The organism is Clostridium subterminale (assembly GCF_039521425.1).
GTDB classification, from domain to species: Bacteria; Bacillota; Clostridia; order Clostridiales; family Clostridiaceae; genus Clostridium_J; species Clostridium_J subterminale.
Window position 1 is genome coordinate 182,186 of the sequence record NZ_BAAACI010000008.1, and the last position, 16,384, is coordinate 198,569.

The following is a 16,384-nucleotide window of genomic DNA, read 5'->3' on the forward strand; positions in this document are numbered from 1 at the left end:
AAGGCGTCAACTTTTTTGTATATTTTTTAAAAATAAGTATATACTCTGTTTAAATATTTTATTTTTGTTTATAATTTAAATATATCTATTCCTAAACCATATTCTGATATAAAAGAAAAAGGCTAGTAAGGATTTTATTCCTTACTAGCCTTTAATACATTTAACTGAAGTTTTTAATAGAATCTATAAACAGAGTTCCTTGCTTCAGAGGGAGTTTTTACTCCATCTGAAGGTTACTAACAGAATTCTAAGTATCAGTATTTTAGATACTTAGAATTCGTTGTCCTTTAGAGGAAATCGTCATCCAGGGTCGTAGCCTCTCTTTACTCCCACTTTAAAGAAGATGGGAGTATTAGAGCAGGTAGTCATCGGATAAATTTTATTATATTAATCAAATTTTACTACCATTGTGTTTAAGTTAATTCAATAGTAGAATGATAGATTCCTTCCTCTTTTAACATTTCTTTTATATTTACTAATATTTTATTTGTAACAATATCTTTATTAGTAGTTATAGAGGTAGTTACAATATGCTCTTCACCATCAAGAGTCCACATATTGAAAGCATTAATGCTTTCAACCCCATCTATCTCCATAATATGCTCTTTGATTTCATCATATAATTCGCTGTCTGGAACAGCTTGCATTATAATATTAATCACATTTACTATATTAGCTACAATATTTCTTCCTATAATTGCACATATTATAAATGTTAAAATTGAATCTAAAATATAAAGCTTTGTAAAGTAAATAACTATACTTACAATAAACACCGCTACCCATCCTAATAAATCCTCTAAGAGGTGCATCATTACTGTCTTATCTAATATGTTCTTAGTTCCACGCATGCGTATTACAGAAAACCCATTAATTAATACTCCAAATATAGCCATTATAAACATTCCTTCTGCCATTACTGGGCTTGGATTAATAAAACTTTCTACCGCTTCCTTAAATACAAATATAGTTCCTACTGAAAGAACTACTATATTAATAATAGCACCTATTACAGAAAGTCTTTTATAACCATAAGTGTATTTATTATTTGATGATCTCTTACCAATCTTTTCAAAGATATAGGATAACCCCAGTGCTAAGCTATCTCCCAAATCATGAACTGCATCTGATAATATAGCTACACTCCCAAAAATGAGTCCACCAATTATTTCAGCTATACTAAATCCAAAATTAAGTAAAAATGCAATGGCCACATTACTTGCTCCATTAATGTCATTATGCGAATGATTATGTGTATGATTATGCTTAATTTTATTACTCATCTCTTATCCCCCTATACATGAATACATGCTCATATGTTCATGTATATTATACCTGATATCCATTTAATTGTAAAGTATTTTTTAGTAAAATAAGGGTAGTAAGGAATTACTACTCCTTATATTTCTGATAATGCTTTTTCTAAAACTTCATAATGCCAGTAATATAAATCCTCAGGCTTTATTGAAAAAGCTTTTTCTTTATCGACAATTATTTTTCCATCTGTAATAGTTACAAAACTAAAAAAAGGTTCTCCTGATAAAAATGATAAACTGGCATTTTCACTCCATTCTTCAACTGTTACAAAATCATTTTTAAATAGTAATTTAAGTAAGTCATAAAAGCTTTTTTGCATAACTCTAAGTTTAAAATGTGGACACTCTTTTTCAACAACATATAAATCTATTTCTTCCCATAACTTTTCAATAACACTTTGCCTAATAATTAAACTTTCTAATGATAAATCTCCTGTACTCATTACTTCAAGGATTCTTGTTTCCCATTGTATTGGTGTCCAAGAAAGAGTTCTACTAAAATGAATAATCCATTTTTCATGGGGAATATAGTCACCATTTACTATAAATAAAGCTTCTACTAATTTAGTAACAGCATTATTCATCATGTAATGACCTTGCACTGTATCTCCCCTATGAATCCATATATCACCTGCTAATCTAAAATACCACCAACAATCAAAAAGTAATCCTTCTGCTTGTAATGATCCAGGTTTATTCTTAAGTTTATAACTTATTAGTTTTTTAATTTCTCCATTTGCATCATATAAAACTTTTGCATAAGATAAATCCCATAAAGCAACACTATCCCACGATTTCTGTTTTTCTTCCTCCAAATTTAATATCTTTATATCGTAAAGATATTTCTCAACCATTGTAATCCCAATTGGTATAGGTGATTTTCCATTATTCCATAGTTCATAATTTTCTTTATCTAAATATATAACTATGTCAATTTCAGATAGATAATCTACATAACCTCGAGACATCCCTCCATTAAGCGTTATTCCAACTACCCCTTCTAAAGATTTAATTTTTTTTATATTATTTTGTAATACTAACATAAAATCATTAATTTTATTTTCACTTTTTAAGTTCACATATGGTCTTTTCATAATAATATCTCCTTCTTAAATTAATCTTTTTATATAAAATATAAATGTAACAGTATAATTTAAATAAAATAAAAAGCCGTAGATTTTACTCTACGACTTCTATCATAAAAAGATAGTTCAATTGCCTAAGAGTAAAATAAAATCATATACTAATAAAATGGTTCACCAAATAAACTGTCACATCAAACAGTTTTACCACTTTATTTTTATAAATGATTCTATCTTACTTCTCCGTGCCAAATTATACTTTTTGATTACATAGCACTAATTTGACCGAATGGCACTCCACCTTTCAAAATTACACTGTTACATATGAAAAATTATACACCTAATTTAAATATTTGTAAACATTATATGTTAACTTTGGGAATCATGTCCTAATGTACTATTTAGCCATATATTCAGCTTTTAAAACAGAATATAGCACCAAATCTACAACCCCTCTACCTTTCCAAAAATATCCCTGTCTTATTGTCCCTTCCTCTATAAAATTGTTTCTTAAAAGCACCTTGCGAGATTTCACATTTTCTGGCATTACAAAGGCTTGGACTCTATTTACGTCAATTTCATTAAATATAAAATCCAAAAGTAACTTTGTAGTTTTAGTTGCTATACCTTTCCCCCAATAATTATAATTCAATGTATATCCTATAGTAACGGAATTAACTTTTGAATCAAAATCAAAAATTTCAGCCACACCAATCATTTTATTGTTCTCTTCTTTAGAATATATTCCAAGATTAATTATTTTCCTTTTTAAAAAATCTCTTTCATGATGTCCTATTATGTTTTCGACTGCTGAAACTGTTTTTCTAGGTTCTCCTGGTTTATATTGGTACAGTCTCTCATCCATATTTATTTCTATATAATCATCTAAATCATATTTTTCAATTTGCTTTAGTAGAATTTCTTCACTTTCGATTTTGGGATAACTTTCAAACAGCTTATTAAAATTCACCTTGTGTTCCTCCTCGTATAATCTGTTAATCCAGTAACTCCATCTATTTAATAGTAAGTTTCTCCTATTAATGAAATTAATCCATTAGCCAATGTTTCACCCCATGATAAGTAATCATGTCCACTATTGAAGTACTCAAAATAGACATCATATCCCTTTTCTATTAAAACATCTTTTAATATATTATTTGTACCAATCATACCTTCTTTATGTTCTAGGACCCCCACATTTAAATAAAACTTAAGTGGTAACTTTTCTATTGTCTTAAATTTAGTACTTATCCAACAATCTGGCTCATAACCATCATAATCTTTTGGTTTGTACCAATAGGAACCTGATTGAGAAAGTACATTTCCAAAAACTTCGGAGTGTTTTAATCCTAAATATGATGCTGTCAATCCACCTAAACTTAATCCTCCAATTATAGCTTCATCAGCTTGACTAGAAATATTATAATTATTTCTAATCCATGGAAGTAGTTCTTTAACAATCATATCTCCAAAGGTATCATCACAACTTAATTCTTTATCTCTCATTCCTATTGATCCAATAAATATTACAACTATAGGTTCAATTTTTTTATCAGCTATTACATTATCTATTACATTTCTAGCTGAAAGAATATTAATGTACTCCTCGGCATCAGTTAAAACTAAAAACCTATAAGGTTTATCATCTTCATCATAACCATAAGGTGTATAAATGGTAACTCTGCGAACACCCTCTACATTTTCACTATAAAACTTGTGTTCATGTATAATTCCTTTATGAATATCACTTCTTTCTTTAACCCAAAATTCTTCCTCTGCATTTGTCATTATTACATATGAATCCACTTCATCTTCTTCATCATTTTCACCTTTAAAAACTAATTTATTTTTGTTTAACTTATCATATTCTAAGTTATCCCATCTCTTTTCACAATTAATATCCAGAGAATCATTAACAGAAAAAGAGTATTGAAAACGTAATTTACTATTAATTTCATAGCTTGCATACCATATATTTGTATCTAAAAGTCTCTCCATTTTATTTTCTACTAAGTTATCTCTCCCTATTGGTAGTATAAGCACTATATTTTCAATATCTTCATTACCCTTATAAACAAAAGTAACTAAACTATTTTCTAAATCACCATCTATATTCTCTATTAACGGAGCATTACCTTTCTCAATGTTATTCCAAAACACTTGTACAGCTTCAGTGTTTCCTAATTCAATCTTTTCTTTTAATTTCATAATTACTGAACTCTCTAGCATCGTTCTTTTCATATTTTTGCACTCCTCTATTTCTATAACTCTATATATCTAAATGACTCCTTTTCCATCCATATATAAACCAAAGTACATGTTAAAGTATTAGTCATAAACGCTACTTCATTGCCTATAACATCAGTTGTATGCATGCTTAAAATCCCTTTAATATATATTTCTATAACCCATTTATTTTTCAATATACACATGCTATAATACCACAACATATTACCCGAGTTGAGTAGCCAGCCTTATATTATGTCAAATCAATAAAATCATATCTTCAAAAGCATTTCATACTGACCAACACTATATTCAAACCCTAATTGGAGTAAAAAATCTTTAGTAGATTTAGATTGATCCTCTACGTTAAGAACGCTAATTTTATATGATTCTGTATTTTTTATCATATCTGTCATTATACTTCTTGCAATTCCCTTACCCCTATAATCCCTATTCACTGCTATTTGGGGAATATCTCCTGTTTTTTTATCAATAATGCCATAGCCAACAATATTGTTATCAAAACGTACAATAGAATATAGGAATGCTTCTGGTATAGCGCTGATAGAATCAATAGAATTCTGCCAAGATGGCTTAAAATCCCAAAATCCTATTAATTGTCTTAAGTTAATTTTGTCAACATGTTCAACCTTATAGGTTGTTATTGGTTTGTATTTATTTTTATCTAGTTGAAAACATTGGAACTCTCTTTGAATCTCGAAGCCTTGTTTTTTATAAAGTTCAACTGCAGATCTATTAGATTTAATTACTTCAAGCAAATATTGCTCTACTTGCTTTTGTTTAAGCTCTTTTTTGATATTTAGAAGCATATTGCTTGTTATACCTTGTCTTCTATATTCAACTGTAACGCCTGTCCCAAGATCATATACTGTTGATTTTCCATTCCAATTCCTAAATCCATTTAAAACGAACCCAACTAACATTTCACTTTTAAATGCACCCATGGACATTTCGGAGACATAACCCCTTCTTTGAAGCATTTGTTTAAACTTCCAAATAGGCAAATCCATCTTAACCTGATAATCAGAAAATGCATCTAAAAATGTTTTATGAAGTATTTCAATACTTGTTTTATCTAATATTTTATAACTAAACATTTCTTATCTTCTCCTTTATATTACATCATCTTTAATTTGACGATAAATTTGTCAATATTCTTTAAAAAATATTACCCTTTCTCCTAAGACTTATTTAAAAGCTTCTACTTTATCATCATTGCTTTTATTTTTAATAAATCCCCTTAAGTAACTTGTATTGTAAAATAAGTATTCTATAAACTTATAAACAGCCTCCACTAAAACTAACCCAGCTAACAAATCTATAATTACATGTTGTTTTACAAATTGAGTTGAGATTATAATTAACCATCCAACTACATTAAATCCAATCTTATATTTTGTTGGCATATTTTTAAGCTTATTTATTCCCTTTAAAGCTGAAAAAGTTGCTGCTACATGAATACTAGGAAAACAATTATAGGGGTTATCCCTACAATAAATAGACTTAACAAAATTGCACAGTAAATCATCATGAGTTATTATTGGCCTTGAAACATAGGTTTGAAAATTCAGATAAATCATAAGACAAATACAATTAACTATATTTAAAGTCAAAAGTGAAATGAAATATCTTTCCTCATCACAATAACACATTATTATAAGTGAGATTATTAAATTTGGCATATACATCATATATGGAATAATGAATACACTTATAAAAGGAATTAAATCATCTATTTCTGTATATAACGAATGCAATTTTTGATTCTGAAAATGGTTTATAAGAAAATAGCATATACTGATTATTCCAATGGAAAATATCCATAAATATGGTCTTATAGTTTTGACGTTATATTTTTCTAGTAACCACTTCATAAATTTCACCTTTCATACGAAAATATTATATATTAATATTATAATATTTGTATTTTTTTCTTTTGTCTACCATAACCTTTCATAATCTATCAGATATTTAACTATAAAATCTTTCCTTTTATTGCATTCATAAACTAAGCTTTTATCATATACTGCTATAATGACATTGACTGTCAGTAAGAATTATAAAATTAATTTATTCTATAAAAAAAGCCTAAGGTTTACCTTAAGCTTATTTCTGTAATTATAAAAATATTGTATTGTTGATGTCTTTATAAATTTATACATTCAACAATATATTCATCACTAACATAAAATCTAGCTATTAATCAGTGATATTTCCAAATTTTATTATTTTTATAGTTTCTGTTTGATTTTTAGTTTTAAGTAAGGTATAAATACAATTGCTATAAGTGCACTTATCCCCATTAAATATGGATAATAAAGATGCTTCATTATGACAAATGGTGACAATTTAGCTAATGCAGATGCTGATAAAAGCTGAGCACCATAAGGAATAATACCTTGAGCCACACAAGAAAACATATCTAATATACCCGCTACTCTTTTAGGTTCAATATCATATTGATTCGATATATCTTTAGCAATAGGTCCTACAGTAACTATAGCTATAGTGTTGTTAGCTGTACATATATCAACTAAACTAACTAATGTTGCAATTCCAACTTCTGCTCCTATTTTACTGTTAACTCTTTTTTTAATAAATCCTAGTATAAACTCAATTCCCCCATTGAATTTTATAATTTCAACCATTCCCCCAATTATAATTGAAATTATTACAAGCTCAGACATTCCCCCAATTCCTTTGCCTATAGCCTGCAATAGACCTATTATATCAAATGCCCCCGTAAATATTCCTATGCTTCCTGCAAATAAGATTCCACCAAGTAGCACCACTAACACATTAACCCCTAAAAGTGCCGCTAGTAATACTCCTACATAAGGTAAAACTTTAACTAAACTATATGAATAATCCGCCGCTACCTTAGAGTCATGTCCCAGTGTTATAAAAGTAAATATTAAAGTTGTTATTATTGCTGCTGGCAATACAACTATAAAATTCATTCTAAATTTATCTCTCATCTCACAGCCTTGAGTCCTCGTAGCTGCTATAGTAGTATCAGAGATCATAGAAAGGTTGTCCCCAAACATTGCTCCACTAACAACAGCTCCAACCACTAAAGCTATAGGTATACCTGTCTTAGCCGCAATTCCAGTAGCTATAGGAACTAATGCTACTATTGTTCCCATAGATGTACCTATAGATATTGCTATAAAACATGCAATTATAAAAACCCCAGCTACTAGTATGTTACTTGGTAAAAATGTTAGTCCTAAATTAACAGTAGATTCTACAGCCCCCATAGTTTTAGCAACCTCTGCAAAAGCCCCTGCCAATATAAATATCAGACACATTAAAATAATGTTGGGTTCTCCTGCTCCCTTGCAGAATACATCTAACTTTTTATCTAGTGATACTTCTCTATTCATAAATAATGCTACCAATGCCGCTAATAAAAATGGTACAGTTACAGGCATAGCATAAAAATCCTTTGTAACTAACGATATCCCCATAAAAACTACTATAAAAATAAATAATGGTAACAAAGCAATAGCACTGCCCTTTTTCAAGTTATCTTTCATTTCTTCCTCCTTAGTTTAATTAATACTTTAATTTTTTGTATATGATTTAGTGATATTAGGCATCTGAAAATAAAAAAGCTTCCTGCCTTACCTAAAAGATAATGCAAGAAGTTATATTCTTCCAATTCTTATCTTCCAGGTTAATCCTGCTGGATTTAGCACCATAAAGTTTAAAATAACTACCTTTGGTTGCCGGGCTTCATAGGGCCAGTCCCTCTGCCTCTCTTGATAAGATGCTATATTCTATTTTTAAATTCTTAATAAGAATAGCATTTGTTTATTATTATGTCAATATAATTTATCAAAAGTATACTTATGTTCTTTGCCAAAGAAGAGTTCAATAATTGCACCATTCAGTTTTCATTATGGTAATGCATCGAACCAGGCAGATTGTAGCAACGCAATACCTTCTCGTATCTGTTGTTCACTCAGTAAGCTATATCCTACAAATATAATATTTCTGGGGCAATCATTCCTATCATTCCAGAATGGAATCATAGAATATACTTTTACTCCGACTTTTTCTGCCTGTTTAATAAGCCAATCTTGTTCTTCACCACCCGGAAACTCCAAAACGAAATGCACCCCTGCTCCACGACCATGTAAGATTACTTTTCTGCCAAACGTTTCAGTCGCTTTCTGTACAAATATATCATGACACCTTTTGTAGGTAATGCACATTTTTCGAATATGACGCTCATAATTTCCCTCTCTCATATATTCAGCTAAAACACGTTGTGTCAACCATGATACAGGAGAATTATGGGAACTGAATAAACTATGATACCTCTTTAGGAGTCGTACTGGCAACACCATATAGTTCACCCGCAGAGAAGGAGAAAGAGACTTTGAAAAAGTTCCGATATAGATAGTACGGTCTTCGGTGTCTAAAGAGTGAAGTGATGGTACTGGATTGGCATCATATCTAAGCTCGCTGTCATAATCGTCCTCAATGATATACGCATCGTTAACATTTGCCCAATTAAGGAGCTCCTTACGCTGAACAATTGGCATCACAGTCCCATAAGGAAATTGATGCGAAGGTGTTACATAAGCAGCACATGTGTTAGAACCATGAATTGATGAGAGGATAAGTCCATCTTTACTAGCTGGGATTGCATGCACATTATAATTATTGTTGATAAATACATCCCTTGCTCCATTATATCCTGGTTCCTCCATTGCAATAGTGTTATTTTCTTTACTCAGAAGAGTGCACAAAATATTTAAGGAGTATTGTAGTCCACAACCGATGATAATTTGTTCCTTACTACAAACCATACCTCTTGATTTGTACAGGTGTTTTCCGATTTCTTCTCTTAATAGTAGATCACCCTGCTTATCTGGATAATGATTAACTACTTCTTTTTGCGATGATAGGAGAATTTGAGAGGTGTATTTTCGCCATAACTTGAAAGGAAATTGCTCATAAGGAAGCGTACCGTACTGAAAATCATATAGAATTACAGGTTTATTCAGTTCTGATTTTTTGATAGATAAGGCATTTATATTCTGCGGCACATAATTCCTCTCCATAAATTCACTTGAAGTATCTAGAACAAAAAAACCTGACCCATGTCTTGCTTGAATATATCCCTCCACAGCAAGCTGGGTATAAGCCTGACTGACAGTATTTCGTGCAATACCTAATGTTTGGGCTAGTGTACGAATACCTGGAAGCCGTTCTCCATGTGCAATATTTCCTTGTTCAATATCTTTTTTGACCTGATTATAAATTTGAAGATACATTGGATCATTTGAATTTTCTTGAATATAAATCATATAATTATAACCATCCTTATACCAAAGTGTATCCTACATTATATCATATAAGTGTATCTTTTAATAGGTTCACTTGTATGCTACAATATGTTTAATTCTATATCAAGTACATATATCTTGAATAGAAATCAAATTTTCATGATTAGGAGGATAATTAAGTTATGCAATATAGAATGAAGAAGTTTCAATTAACGTTGGAGCAGATTGATGAGCTCCTTCATCGTGCGGATACCGGACGATTCGCTACTATTAATGAGAATGGTTATCCATATGTGGTTGCCATGCACTTTGTTTATTACAATAACAAAATTTATATGCATGGCCTACCAAAGGGACAAAAAATCGATAATATAAATCGCAACCCCAAAGTATGCTTTGAGGTTGATGAATTGTTTGGTCTCTTGACTGACAATATCGAGAATGCCTGTGACACCGAGGCAGAGTACAATAGCGTTGTAATTCTTGGAAACGCTTCGCTGCTTGAGGACTTGGATTATAAACATGAAGTGTTGAATAAGCTGGTTGAGAAATACACTCCTCAATTTGCTGGAAAAGAGCTTCCTGATAAGATGATTAAGGGTACAGCTGTGATTGAGCTTGATATGGTAGAGTGTACAGGAAAATATCATAAATAGAGCAAACGATAAGCTTATTTTGTATAATTGCCATAAAAGCCAAATATGATTTTCCAATAGAATTTATCCCGCTTTTTATTGCGGGATGTTTTTTATTATCTTGTTTTAGGATTGAAAATCAATTCCTATTCGTTTTTAGACGTCACTAACTTTTCATTCTTTTGTCTACCATAACTTTTCGTAATCAACCTGATTTTTACTATGAAATCTGCTCCTTTATTACATTGGATATAGAATACTCATCATCTATCTACTCTCAACATCATCAAAACTCCTTTTCATATCTTTTAAAAAATTCATAATATGCCCGCACATTTTCTAATTCCGTCCACTTTTTCACATCAACTGGATTTTCATCAAGATCATATATTTTTGCTCCACTCATGGCAAGGAGAAAAGGGGAATGTGTTGATATAATAAATTGACATCCTAAAAACCGCGCAGAGTCCTCGATAAATTTCATTAATTCCATCTGACGTTTTGGAGAAAGACTGTTTTCAGGTTCATCCAATATGTACAGCCCATTTTCACCAATTTTTTCAATAAAATATCGAAATGCACTTTCCCCATTTGAATACTCCCGTACATTATCCATAACTTCATTTCTCACAAACTTTGACTGAGTTTTACTTCTAGCAGTATTTACTTTTTTTAGTTGCTCATAATCTTCTATAGATTTCATTTGAAAATTGGAATATTTTGCATCTAAGTACTCTTCAAAAAGTTTTTCCCGTTTTTGGTCAATTCCTTCGTTGAGGTTACGAATATTCAACATATAATCAAATACATCATCACTTGTTATAATTCTGCTATTTTGGGGAATGTCATCTTCAAGCTGCATCTCACACATATTGACATAGTCAGAATAAAAATTAGATTTATTATAGATAGAATCTCGATTGATTCCTGTTTTTTCTGCTATCACATTTAATGCCGTTGATTTTCCCGAACCATTTCCACCATATAAAATCGTAACTGGCTCAAAATCAATTCTTTTAAAACCATGTTTTGATAATATCTTAAATGGATAAAAGGAGTCGTAGCACGTTCTTTTTTCCTCTATTATAAAATCAAATTCCATATCATCATTTGGAAATGTAAAAACACTTAAATAAATCATTATCATCTTCCTTATCATAACATTATATATTAACAAAAGCCTCTAAACCCGCATGAACAGAACAACTATTTTACTAGTTCTATATTTAAATAGTTAAATATATCCATATTTTTATATATAAATAGTTTGCTATATACCTATTTCCCTATGTGGATATTTATATAGAGAAATAGGCATATTTAACTTTTGCTTGATTATATTATAATTATTTATTATCATCTATGCACTACTATCACTATGATTTCATTCTAAAGAAAGTTAGATTCTTTAAATTATTTTTTATTGCAGCAGTGGCATAGTTAGAAAAGTTTTCATTGGTTGCATCATAGGCAAGAATTGCTTTAAACAAGGCAATAGCCTCTATTTGAATTAGGTCATCTAAGTCATAGCCATTTGCATAGATATCCCTAGCTTGGATAATAATTAAAGGCTTAAAATGTTTTAATAGCTCTTCAAAGGCAGTATCTTCCCCTGATTTTGACTTTGTCACCAATACCTGAATTTTATCATAATTCTTCATACAAAAACTCCTTCCCTTTAAGACTAGCATTCTGTGTCCCCATGTCCTTGGAACTAAAGGCACACGCTTTATGAGCTATCCTCCTTAATAATTACCTCCTTATAACTATCCTCTAGGACAACTTCAAGGCTATTAATGCCATAATTTTTAAGAAATACCCTAACCTGAGCATTCCTTGTTTTAGCATAGTTTAAATTAGTGTGTATACCCTTAAATCCTACATTTTCCATAACATTCAACTTCTTAGTTGCTAAATATAAAGCATTTATAAGTTCTCTGCATTTAAAAACTATGTTTGTATTAATTTCCATCATGTAAACTCCTTTCAAAAAAGCCCCTATATATATAAGCCACGAGAATCACCAATTCGTAACCACATTTCTAACAACTTACTTATTGTTAACATTTAATATTAATATCTAATTTAAATAAAATCTCTATTTTTTTAATTGTTATACCTAAGCTAATTACATGCTCATTTTTTACGTGTTCATGTGTACATATTTTCCCTATATATACGTATATAGGTATATACATATATATAATTTATATTATTAATATACTCTAATAGATATCATGGACACAATGGACATACCCTAGTCTAGCCCTTGCTATTACAAGGTTTAAGCTATGTCCTTGACTGTGTCCTTGCCAGTATCCTTGGAACCAAAGACAAATCTATTAAGACTTTTTGTTATTAATATTTCTTAAAAATATTTTTTCATAGCTTCAGTTTTACCTAAATCTGCACTTTTTCGTACCCACATTAATGGGTGATACATACCAAGAACACACTTTTTGAAGCAGTTTAATCTGTATTTTCATTATTTCTTAATCCTCCTTGTGTTAATATTTTACATTAATAAACCATTTCAAAAAAACCCCTCTAATATATAGCCTCGTAGAATCACTATTCGTAACTATATTTTCGAAGTTTTCATTTTATTAACAATTGCTCGTTGAAAATAGGTATGGAAAAAGCACCTCATTAATGAGATGCTTTATTAAACTTAATGAATTTTGAACACAATATATATGCTAATTACGTAAAACATAAAAAGCCAGTACTTAATAACACTAAGCATTGGCTTTTTACCTTTTATTTATAACGAGAAATCTTTAATATATTTATAAAAGTGGCTCCTTCGAATAATATTTTTATAAGTATTATGGTAGCGAAAATCCATAGTATTTCAACTTTTATAGTTAATGCTACTACATAAATAGAAATAATTATAATCATAGCTACTTGTAATATGGCTAATATTGAATATAGAACTTTATATATTATCTTATCCTCAGTCTTGAATCTTTCATAGCAATTATTTATTAAATCAAATAAACAAAGAAGTGATAAAAAATACATAGCTAATGGAACTACTCCATTTACAAATATATTAGCTACATGCTGTAAACCATTTGTTTCTTTAGTAATATACTTACCATCATATATAGCCATTGTAAAAATGGTTTCTTCATTAGCTATAGAATACTCTTCATCTATGTAAGGACTACTCAATGTCTGTGCCATAAATATACCAATAATAACAATAATATTAATACTTAATACCAAAACAGCATTTTTAATTCTATACCACATCAAATTATCTCCTTAAAATTTTTAGTAACAGTATTATATATGATTTTATTTGTAGTGTTAGTACTTTATTAGATTATCCTTTTGTACTATACTAATTGGGATACGTTTTGAAATAAAAACAAGGTATTCTGCAACTTTACAATGGCAGGATACCTTGTTTTCTTGTTATGATATATTTTGTTAAACTTGGATTTCCTTGCTTTTTGGTATGCTCATTAGCTAATCAAAAATTATTTTTTCTTAATAGGAATCCAAATTTCGCTGTAATAATTTTCATCCTGATTACCCTGTGGATAATCAGCTATATTTGTATACATTTCAATGTTATAACCAGCTGCAATTTCATAATCTTTACAGTTAGGTAGCCATTCTGAGAAGATTTTTTGGTTTACATCTTGCAATGATTTTGGCATTGCACCCTTGCAGGCAAAAATAGCCCAAGTGTGTTTAGGAATAATCTTTGTAATAAAACCCTCTGGAGTTACTGTGGATGGAATATAATTATCAGCAATCAAATATTCAAATTCATCTGAACCCATGCTCTCATCAATGCATACACCGTACATTCCGCACACAACTTCACCCTTTCCTGTTTGATAATGCTCTGTCCAAAACTGTGGAATTTCTCTAGTTGCACTATCATATTTAAATACCTTTGATACTCCCATAACTGTAAATGAATCTTTTTCAACAATTTTGTAATCCATAATATAACCGCCTTCCAATGAAAATTTAATTTTTAACGAAGCAAAAGATTTAATCATGGCTCCGTCTTTTCGAACAGCAGTAGGTGTGACACCATGAAAACGAGTGAAGGCTTTTGTGAAACTATCTGGTGAGTTATAACCATATTTCACTGCAATATCGATAATTTTCTCATCAGTAGAAACAAGCTCACTGCCGGCAAGAGTAAGCCTGCGTTGTCTAATATACTCTCCAACCGTAAACCCACAAAGCATTGCAAATCCTTTTTGGAAATAAAAAGATGACACCAAAGCCTGTGTTGCAATTTTCTCTATTGTAAGTTCTTCGGTGATATTTTCCTCAATGTAACTAATAGCTTCACCAATACATTCAATCCATCCCATACTCATCACTCCTGTCTACATTTATATCATATTGCTTTTCAATAAGTTAATCCCGACCTTTTTTGTTATATTTTGTCTGGAAGATTAATTTTTGAAGCTTGGCCAACGCCATCACGGGCTAGTTAGTAATGAATTTGAAATTTCCTCAAACTTTTCATCAGATATACCAAGTTCTTTCTTAAATCTTTCATCTTCCACTCTTTCAATAATTACCTTATTAGGAGATATTTCTTTAATAACACTTTTTATCTTCTGAATGGATTCTTCATCATCGTTATATCCCTTTAGAATAGTTACTTCTAATATAAATTTACCTTTATATTGCTCTCTAAAAACTTTCATATTTGAAATATGATTCTCAAAAGTATATCCTTCCATTGGCCTCTGGATTTTTTGGAAATCTTCATTTGAAGCAACCTTTATTTCACCAATAACTTCCTCGCACATGTTAGCAATATCTTTAAATTCTGGCCAATTTAGAATATAACCGTTTGATAGCAGCTTCACTGGCAACCCTTTACCTTTAATAATATTAATTATATCAATAATATTTTCATTCACTAAAGCTTCTCCTTTTGAGTTAATAAAAACTAATTCTGCTTTAGTATTTTCTATCATCCTTTCCAGTTCTTTTAATGAACTATCCATTTTATTAAAGGACTTCTGGGTGTCTACCTTATTTTGCGCTCTTCCAATAGGACAAAATATACAATCAAAGTTACAATGTTTTTCAGGAAGTATGTTCACTTCCAGTACTCTTCTTCCATCTTCACTATAAATATCTTTATAACTAAAACCACTCATTACCTTCTCCTCCACTAATTAATGTATTTTTACTACACTCTATTTTCAAATAAGAAAAACAGGGTTTATCCCCCTGTTACAGTTAAAAATATAAAATTATAACTATATAACTTCATACATAAATAAATTCAATTCATTATCTGTAACAACATTTAAATCAGTTTTAAAAAACTTAGTCTTAATGCTTCTTTTATTTACCAACTTTAAAGGAGCATTATCTCGGATTAGATACCTATGATTTTCCTCATTCTCTCCACCGTAACCTATTATAAATACATATTTTTTACACCCCTGTTCCTTTTGAAGTTTTAAAACATCATTTTTAATACCCTTATCATCATCTTTTATCCAGATTTTAAATTCAATTAGTGAATCTAAAGTTCCATCTTCTTTTAATAATGCAAGATCACAATGATTTTTTGCATTGCTAGGATATGGATATTCCCAATAAACAGTAAATGGATACTCATTTCTTAAAAGTTCCTTAAAAATCAAATAAACAAAAGTAGTTTCATATAGATTGCATACCCCATGATGATTCTTTTTATAGTAGTTTTCGTTTAATTTAAAAAGTTCATTTAATTCATGTTCTTCACGTGAAATGGTTTCAAGAGCAGAATTAAAAAAAGAATTTATCATTGTACTATACCT

General features: G+C 30.0%; 17 protein-coding genes and 1 riboswitch. Of the genes, 1 reads left to right on the forward strand and 16 read right to left on the reverse strand.

The window, feature by feature from the left end; genetic code table 11:
• Positions 1-413: 413 nt before the first annotated feature.
• The 9 genes from ABDZ93_RS17375 to pdxR all read right to left on the reverse strand — a co-directional run bounded on the left by ABDZ93_RS17375 (position 414) and on the right by pdxR (position 9,966).
• A complete protein-coding gene (locus ABDZ93_RS17375) occupies positions 414-1,283 on the reverse strand; it encodes a cation diffusion facilitator family transporter (protein ID WP_343827776.1) in 870 nt (289 codons plus the stop codon).
• Between the two features lie 116 nt (positions 1,284-1,399).
• Positions 1,400-2,410, reverse strand: a complete 1,011-nt coding sequence (locus tag ABDZ93_RS17380; RefSeq protein WP_343827777.1) for a DUF4037 domain-containing protein — start codon at positions 2,408-2,410, stop codon at positions 1,400-1,402.
• 385 nt (positions 2,411-2,795) lie between these two features.
• Positions 2,796-3,368 (reverse strand): GNAT family N-acetyltransferase, encoded by a 573-nt coding sequence (locus ABDZ93_RS17385; protein WP_343827778.1) that lies wholly within the window; start codon positions 3,366-3,368, stop codon positions 2,796-2,798.
• A gap of 47 nt (positions 3,369-3,415) precedes the next feature.
• Positions 3,416-4,639, reverse strand: a complete 1,224-nt coding sequence (locus ABDZ93_RS17390; RefSeq protein WP_343827779.1) for an alpha/beta hydrolase-fold protein — start codon at positions 4,637-4,639, stop codon at positions 3,416-3,418.
• A gap of 20 nt (positions 4,640-4,659) precedes the next feature.
• Positions 4,660-4,821: a hypothetical protein gene (locus tag ABDZ93_RS17395; RefSeq protein WP_343827780.1), complete on the reverse strand. Its 162-nt coding sequence runs from the start codon at positions 4,819-4,821 to the stop codon at positions 4,660-4,662.
• A gap of 75 nt (positions 4,822-4,896) precedes the next feature.
• Positions 4,897-5,742 (reverse strand): GNAT family N-acetyltransferase, encoded by an 846-nt coding sequence (locus ABDZ93_RS17400; protein ID WP_343827781.1) that lies wholly within the window; start codon positions 5,740-5,742, stop codon positions 4,897-4,899.
• A 90-nt stretch (positions 5,743-5,832) separates the two neighbouring features.
• Positions 5,833-6,519: a phosphatase PAP2 family protein gene (locus ABDZ93_RS17405; RefSeq protein ID WP_343827783.1), complete on the reverse strand. Its 687-nt coding sequence runs from the start codon at positions 6,517-6,519 to the stop codon at positions 5,833-5,835.
• 357 nt (positions 6,520-6,876) lie between these two features.
• Entirely contained in the window at positions 6,877-8,184 is a 1,308-nt protein-coding gene (locus tag ABDZ93_RS17410; protein WP_343827784.1) for a Na+/H+ antiporter NhaC family protein, read from the reverse strand.
• 125 nt (positions 8,185-8,309) lie between these two features.
• Positions 8,310-8,419: riboswitch (SAM riboswitch) on the reverse strand.
• 128 nt (positions 8,420-8,547) lie between these two features.
• Positions 8,548-9,966, reverse strand: a complete 1,419-nt coding sequence (pdxR, locus tag ABDZ93_RS17415) for a MocR-like pyridoxine biosynthesis transcription factor PdxR (RefSeq protein ID WP_343827786.1) — start codon at positions 9,964-9,966, stop codon at positions 8,548-8,550.
• A gap of 161 nt (positions 9,967-10,127) precedes the next feature.
• Here pdxR and ABDZ93_RS17420 point away from each other — a divergent pair, with 161 nt between their 5' ends.
• Positions 10,128-10,601, forward strand: a complete 474-nt coding sequence (locus ABDZ93_RS17420; protein WP_343827788.1) for a pyridoxamine 5'-phosphate oxidase family protein — start codon at positions 10,128-10,130, stop codon at positions 10,599-10,601.
• A gap of 265 nt (positions 10,602-10,866) precedes the next feature.
• On the opposite strand, the gene ABDZ93_RS17425 is transcribed toward ABDZ93_RS17420, so the two are convergent.
• From ABDZ93_RS17425 to ABDZ93_RS17455, 7 genes are all read right to left on the reverse strand, one after another.
• On the reverse strand, positions 10,867-11,721 hold the full coding sequence (locus ABDZ93_RS17425; protein ID WP_343827790.1) for an AAA family ATPase: 855 nt from the start codon (positions 11,719-11,721) through the stop codon (positions 10,867-10,869).
• Between the two features lie 235 nt (positions 11,722-11,956).
• Positions 11,957-12,241 (reverse strand): sigma factor, encoded by a 285-nt coding sequence (locus ABDZ93_RS17430; protein ID WP_343827792.1) that lies wholly within the window; start codon positions 12,239-12,241, stop codon positions 11,957-11,959.
• A 68-nt stretch (positions 12,242-12,309) separates the two neighbouring features.
• Entirely contained in the window at positions 12,310-12,552 is a 243-nt protein-coding gene (locus ABDZ93_RS17435; RefSeq protein ID WP_343827793.1) for a hypothetical protein, read from the reverse strand.
• 788 nt (positions 12,553-13,340) lie between these two features.
• Complete coding sequence (locus ABDZ93_RS17440) at positions 13,341-13,841, reverse strand: hypothetical protein (RefSeq protein ID WP_343827794.1); 501 nt, start codon at positions 13,839-13,841, stop codon at positions 13,341-13,343.
• 230 nt (positions 13,842-14,071) lie between these two features.
• On the reverse strand, positions 14,072-14,929 hold the full coding sequence (locus ABDZ93_RS17445; RefSeq protein WP_343827795.1) for an AraC family transcriptional regulator: 858 nt from the start codon (positions 14,927-14,929) through the stop codon (positions 14,072-14,074).
• Positions 14,930-15,040: 111 nt separating this feature from the next.
• Positions 15,041-15,733, reverse strand: coding sequence for a radical SAM protein (locus ABDZ93_RS17450; protein ID WP_343827797.1), 693 nt, complete (start codon positions 15,731-15,733; stop codon positions 15,041-15,043).
• Positions 15,734-15,835: 102 nt separating this feature from the next.
• Positions 15,836-16,372, reverse strand: a complete 537-nt coding sequence (locus ABDZ93_RS17455; RefSeq protein WP_343827798.1) for a hypothetical protein — start codon at positions 16,370-16,372, stop codon at positions 15,836-15,838.
• Between the last annotated feature and the right edge of the window lie 12 nt (positions 16,373-16,384).

Bases quoted from the DNA above. Each gene is read 5' to 3' on its own strand.
- ABDZ93_RS17375 (WP_343827776.1), bottom strand. From the start codon at position 1,283: ATGAGTAATAAAATTAAGCATAATCATACACATAATCATTCGCATAAT.
- ABDZ93_RS17380 (WP_343827777.1), bottom strand. From the start codon at position 2,410: ATGAAAAGACCATATGTGAACTTAAAAAGTGAAAATAAAATTAATGAT.
- ABDZ93_RS17390 (WP_343827779.1), bottom strand. From the start codon at position 4,639: ATGAAAAGAACGATGCTAGAGAGTTCAGTAATTATGAAATTAAAAGAA.
- ABDZ93_RS17400 (WP_343827781.1), bottom strand. From the start codon at position 5,742: ATGTTTAGTTATAAAATATTAGATAAAACAAGTATTGAAATACTTCAT.
- ABDZ93_RS17405 (WP_343827783.1), bottom strand. From the start codon at position 6,519: ATGAAGTGGTTACTAGAAAAATATAACGTCAAAACTATAAGACCATAT.
- ABDZ93_RS17410 (WP_343827784.1), bottom strand. From the start codon at position 8,184: ATGAAAGATAACTTGAAAAAGGGCAGTGCTATTGCTTTGTTACCATTA.
- pdxR (WP_343827786.1), bottom strand. From the start codon at position 9,966: ATGATTTATATTCAAGAAAATTCAAATGATCCAATGTATCTTCAAATT.
- ABDZ93_RS17420 (WP_343827788.1), top strand. From the start codon at position 10,128: ATGCAATATAGAATGAAGAAGTTTCAATTAACGTTGGAGCAGATTGAT.
- ABDZ93_RS17425 (WP_343827790.1), bottom strand. From the start codon at position 11,721: ATGATTTATTTAAGTGTTTTTACATTTCCAAATGATGATATGGAATTT.
- ABDZ93_RS17430 (WP_343827792.1), bottom strand. From the start codon at position 12,241: ATGAAGAATTATGATAAAATTCAGGTATTGGTGACAAAGTCAAAATCA.
- ABDZ93_RS17435 (WP_343827793.1), bottom strand. From the start codon at position 12,552: ATGGAAATTAATACAAACATAGTTTTTAAATGCAGAGAACTTATAAAT.
- ABDZ93_RS17440 (WP_343827794.1), bottom strand. From the start codon at position 13,841: ATGTGGTATAGAATTAAAAATGCTGTTTTGGTATTAAGTATTAATATT.
- ABDZ93_RS17445 (WP_343827795.1), bottom strand. From the start codon at position 14,929: ATGGGATGGATTGAATGTATTGGTGAAGCTATTAGTTACATTGAGGAA.
- ABDZ93_RS17450 (WP_343827797.1), bottom strand. From the start codon at position 15,733: ATGAGTGGTTTTAGTTATAAAGATATTTATAGTGAAGATGGAAGAAGA.
- ABDZ93_RS17455 (WP_343827798.1), bottom strand. From the start codon at position 16,372: ATGATAAATTCTTTTTTTAATTCTGCTCTTGAAACCATTTCACGTGAA.